We start from the raw sequence: 3,172 nt of genomic DNA on the forward strand, positions 1-3,172 counted from the left end.
CGTCCGGCTGGTGCGAAAAATCAATTCTACTCTCTGATCTAAGATTTCTTTGCATTATAAATCAACCCTAACCTTTAACATAGCCATTTTTTAGGAAGAGGGCTTAGCACTCCATCCTTTAACTATTGAACGGCCTCAATAAAGAAATTATAACAAAATAGATAAATTTATGTTCTGAAATTTTAGAATATTCATCAAACAAATGTTCCGAGTCTTTAGGATTATTTTTTTCTAATAAGGGTATATATTAATATATTTATTTAATAATTAATACGTCTCACTAAGCGTTTTTCTTTGCATGGAAGAGCTTTTGGTGGGAGGTGATTAGTTGAGAAGAGTCTATGGAGTAAAAAAATTAACGACATATTTAGACTCTGTTGGCTACCCGCTTACAGAAGAACAAATCCATCAATTGATTCTAAATAAAGAAATACCACATCTTAGACCAATCGGAGATATTATAGCCTTTAATTTAGAACACATAGATTGGTGGATTAGTCACAAAAAAATTTCTCCATAGAACAAGCCCTGCCTTTTATGGCAGGGCTCTAAATTTTTGGAAGTATAGTTTTACAAGTTGGTCTTAGGACAGTAACCGCAAGCCCCTTGCCCGGGTATATCCATTGACATACAACAGCTCCGTCGGATTGGCTGATTGACTAGCACTGCTGGATTTCTTCCTTGTGTATATTCATAAAAAAGAGATTTAGTTGAAAATGATTTCCAAGCCTCAGTACTCTCTAAAATTTCAATATCATCCATCGCCTGAGATGCAGTAGATGGATTCTCTAAAAGTTTTTCATACATTTTAACAATGGAAACAAAAAAGCTTTCCCAAATAACCAATGGCGAGATACTTGTTGTCTTTCTCAAATACTGAACAATCTCGAACCCTTGCTTCTGTAATATTTTCATAATCACGTCTTCTCGTTCTGTTTCTTTCACATAACGAAAATCATTTGGATTGATGAACATAGCAATGGTATAGGCATCATACTCCTTGGTGACATCGAAATGAAGCTCAGTATGCTTACCATCCCAAATCATGTCATAAGCAGCTAACATATAAAATTGATTGGCAAAAAACATACCATATCTTTTAGCAAAATGAGAAACAGCTGCTACCTGATTTTCTGCTTCTGTAATTCCTTGCATCAGTTTTGCAAAATCATCCTGAAAAAATTCTTTGCTAAGGCGTTCTAACGTGAATAGTGTACGAAGCGGCCTAGTCGTATATATTCGATGTTCATTTAATATAAATTCTTGTTCAAACGTAATTGCTGGCATATTCTCACCTATTCAAATAATTTATTCAACACTTCTATTTTATCGGAAGAGACCGTCATTGCAACATTTCCAGCTTGAACGAGAGAAACCCCTATACCGATAGCTGAATCGGTATAGGGGTGCATTCGTTAAACCTCTAAAGATGTCTCTTTTGTAGTAGGAACCATTTTAGAGATGATGATAGTTAACAATACAGATACTAAAACACCCCATAAAATTCCTAATGCAAGTGAGGCAATAGAGCCAGCAACTATACCAACTCTTGCTCCCCAAACGGAAACCTGACTGTTACTAGTTCCCATTGTAAACTCTTGTCCCTTTCTATTTTTCCAAAGGAGTCCTACGACTAATACTGGTACAACTCCCCCTCCTGCCATTGAATAAGCCAAGGAGAATAAATCGATAATTGAATCCGCCCAAATAGCTGTCCCAATTGTAAAAGCCCCAATTACGATAACTCCTATTCTCGTTAATTTTAAATAATAGGAATCCTCCTTAGGTTTCATATTTGGGATTACTAAGTCGTTTACAATGACCACTGCAGCGGAATGCAAAAGAGAAGAAGCACTGGAGATTGCTGCTAGGAATATCATGATAAAAAAGGCTAGTGCAGCAAGTTGCGTCATTTCCTCAAGGATAAGCCACGAAATAGCTTCGTCTGCAGCTAAATTAGGATTTTGTATTTTTACTACCATTCCGGCAATTGTTGCAAAAACAGTAAATACAATAGCTACTATTCCACTGATTAGCATAGCTCTGCTTGCTGCCTTCGGGTTTTTCGAAGCAAAACACCGCTGCCAATATACTTGAGCAGCCAGTATCCCTAAAGTTCCTGTAACAAATAGAGAAATAACCTCCATAGCAGAAAGATTCATTTGAGCTAACTCGATCGCCCCTACATTTTCCAACCCACTTTTTAGGGTCGTAAAACTAAAATCAACTTTATCGAATACTTGTATGTAAAACCAAACAGCGATAGCAATGAGTATTCCTCCCTGTATGAGGTCAGTCCATACAACAGAATACATACCGCCAACTGCCGTGTAAATGATAAACACCGCAGAAAAAACTAATATCATCATAAGAGGATCTGCTCCAGTAAAGGCTGAAAATAGCGCCCCCATCCCCATTGCTTGTCCACTTACCCAAGCTATCATTATAGAGGAAGTTAAAATGGCTATTAAACCACGAGACAATCTATCTCCTATGATTAAATCATTCATCATTTCTGCTAGTGTATTATATGTAAACCTTGCCGCAAAACCTGCAAATACCAGCGCAAATAATATTTTTGCGCCCTGCTCTCCAATGACGAATGGCACATTAGCTATTCCAATCTCGTACCCCTTTGAGGAATGGCCTACGAAATTGCCGACTCCCATGATGGTTGCAATGTCCGTAAACAATAATAAGAAAAATGGCAACGTTCCACCAGCTATTGCATAATGCGCAAAGCTCGTATCTGCTTTTTTCTTAAATAGGAAAGACATCCCTATAAAAGCTAACGATAATATAATCGTAACTGTCCATGTCCAAAACGATAAACCCATACAACCCCTCCTGTAGAAAATGTAACGCAAACATTATTAATAAAATTAGTAAATTATTAAAAATTTGCTATTACTTTCTTACCCCAGGTTTGATAGACATAAACCATAATAAAAGAACGAATAAATATCTATTTATCTAATAATAAGATTAGAATTTCCCATAAAAATTGGAGTCTCTCTTTTGTTAAAGAAATAGGCTATGTTAAAAAGTAGGGTTGATTTATGATGCATAGAAAAAGAAATTTTTAAATCAGAGAGTAGAATTGATTTCCGCCCCAGCCGGACGCTTTCCGCGGGGTGAGCGATAAGCCATCACCCATCGCTTACGCGCGTGG

At 36.9% G+C, this 3,172-nt stretch carries 3 protein-coding genes; 1 reads left to right on the plus strand and 2 read right to left on the minus strand.

All coding sequences use genetic code 11. From position 1 onward, the window contains the following. Positions 1-328: 328 nt before the first annotated feature. Positions 329-520 carry a hypothetical protein gene (locus tag Q0371_RS16770; RefSeq protein ID WP_169361093.1) on the plus strand — a complete coding sequence of 64 codons (192 nt, stop codon included), beginning with the start codon at positions 329-331 and terminating at the stop codon, positions 518-520. Positions 521-570: 50 nt separating this feature from the next. Here Q0371_RS16770 and Q0371_RS16775 read toward each other — a convergent pair whose 3' ends face one another. Next, entirely contained in the window at positions 571-1,287 is a 717-nt protein-coding gene (locus tag Q0371_RS16775; RefSeq protein ID WP_298473204.1) for a Fe-S oxidoreductase, read from the minus strand. A 128-nt stretch (positions 1,288-1,415) separates the two neighbouring features. Continuing rightward, a complete protein-coding gene (locus tag Q0371_RS16780) occupies positions 1,416-2,837 on the minus strand; it encodes a sodium:solute symporter family protein (RefSeq protein WP_298473207.1) in 1,422 nt (473 codons plus the stop codon). Positions 2,838-3,172: the final 335 nt, after the last annotated feature.

The organism is uncultured Psychrobacillus sp., assembly GCF_938022135.1.
Lineage (GTDB): Bacteria > Bacillota > Bacilli > Bacillales_A > Planococcaceae > Psychrobacillus.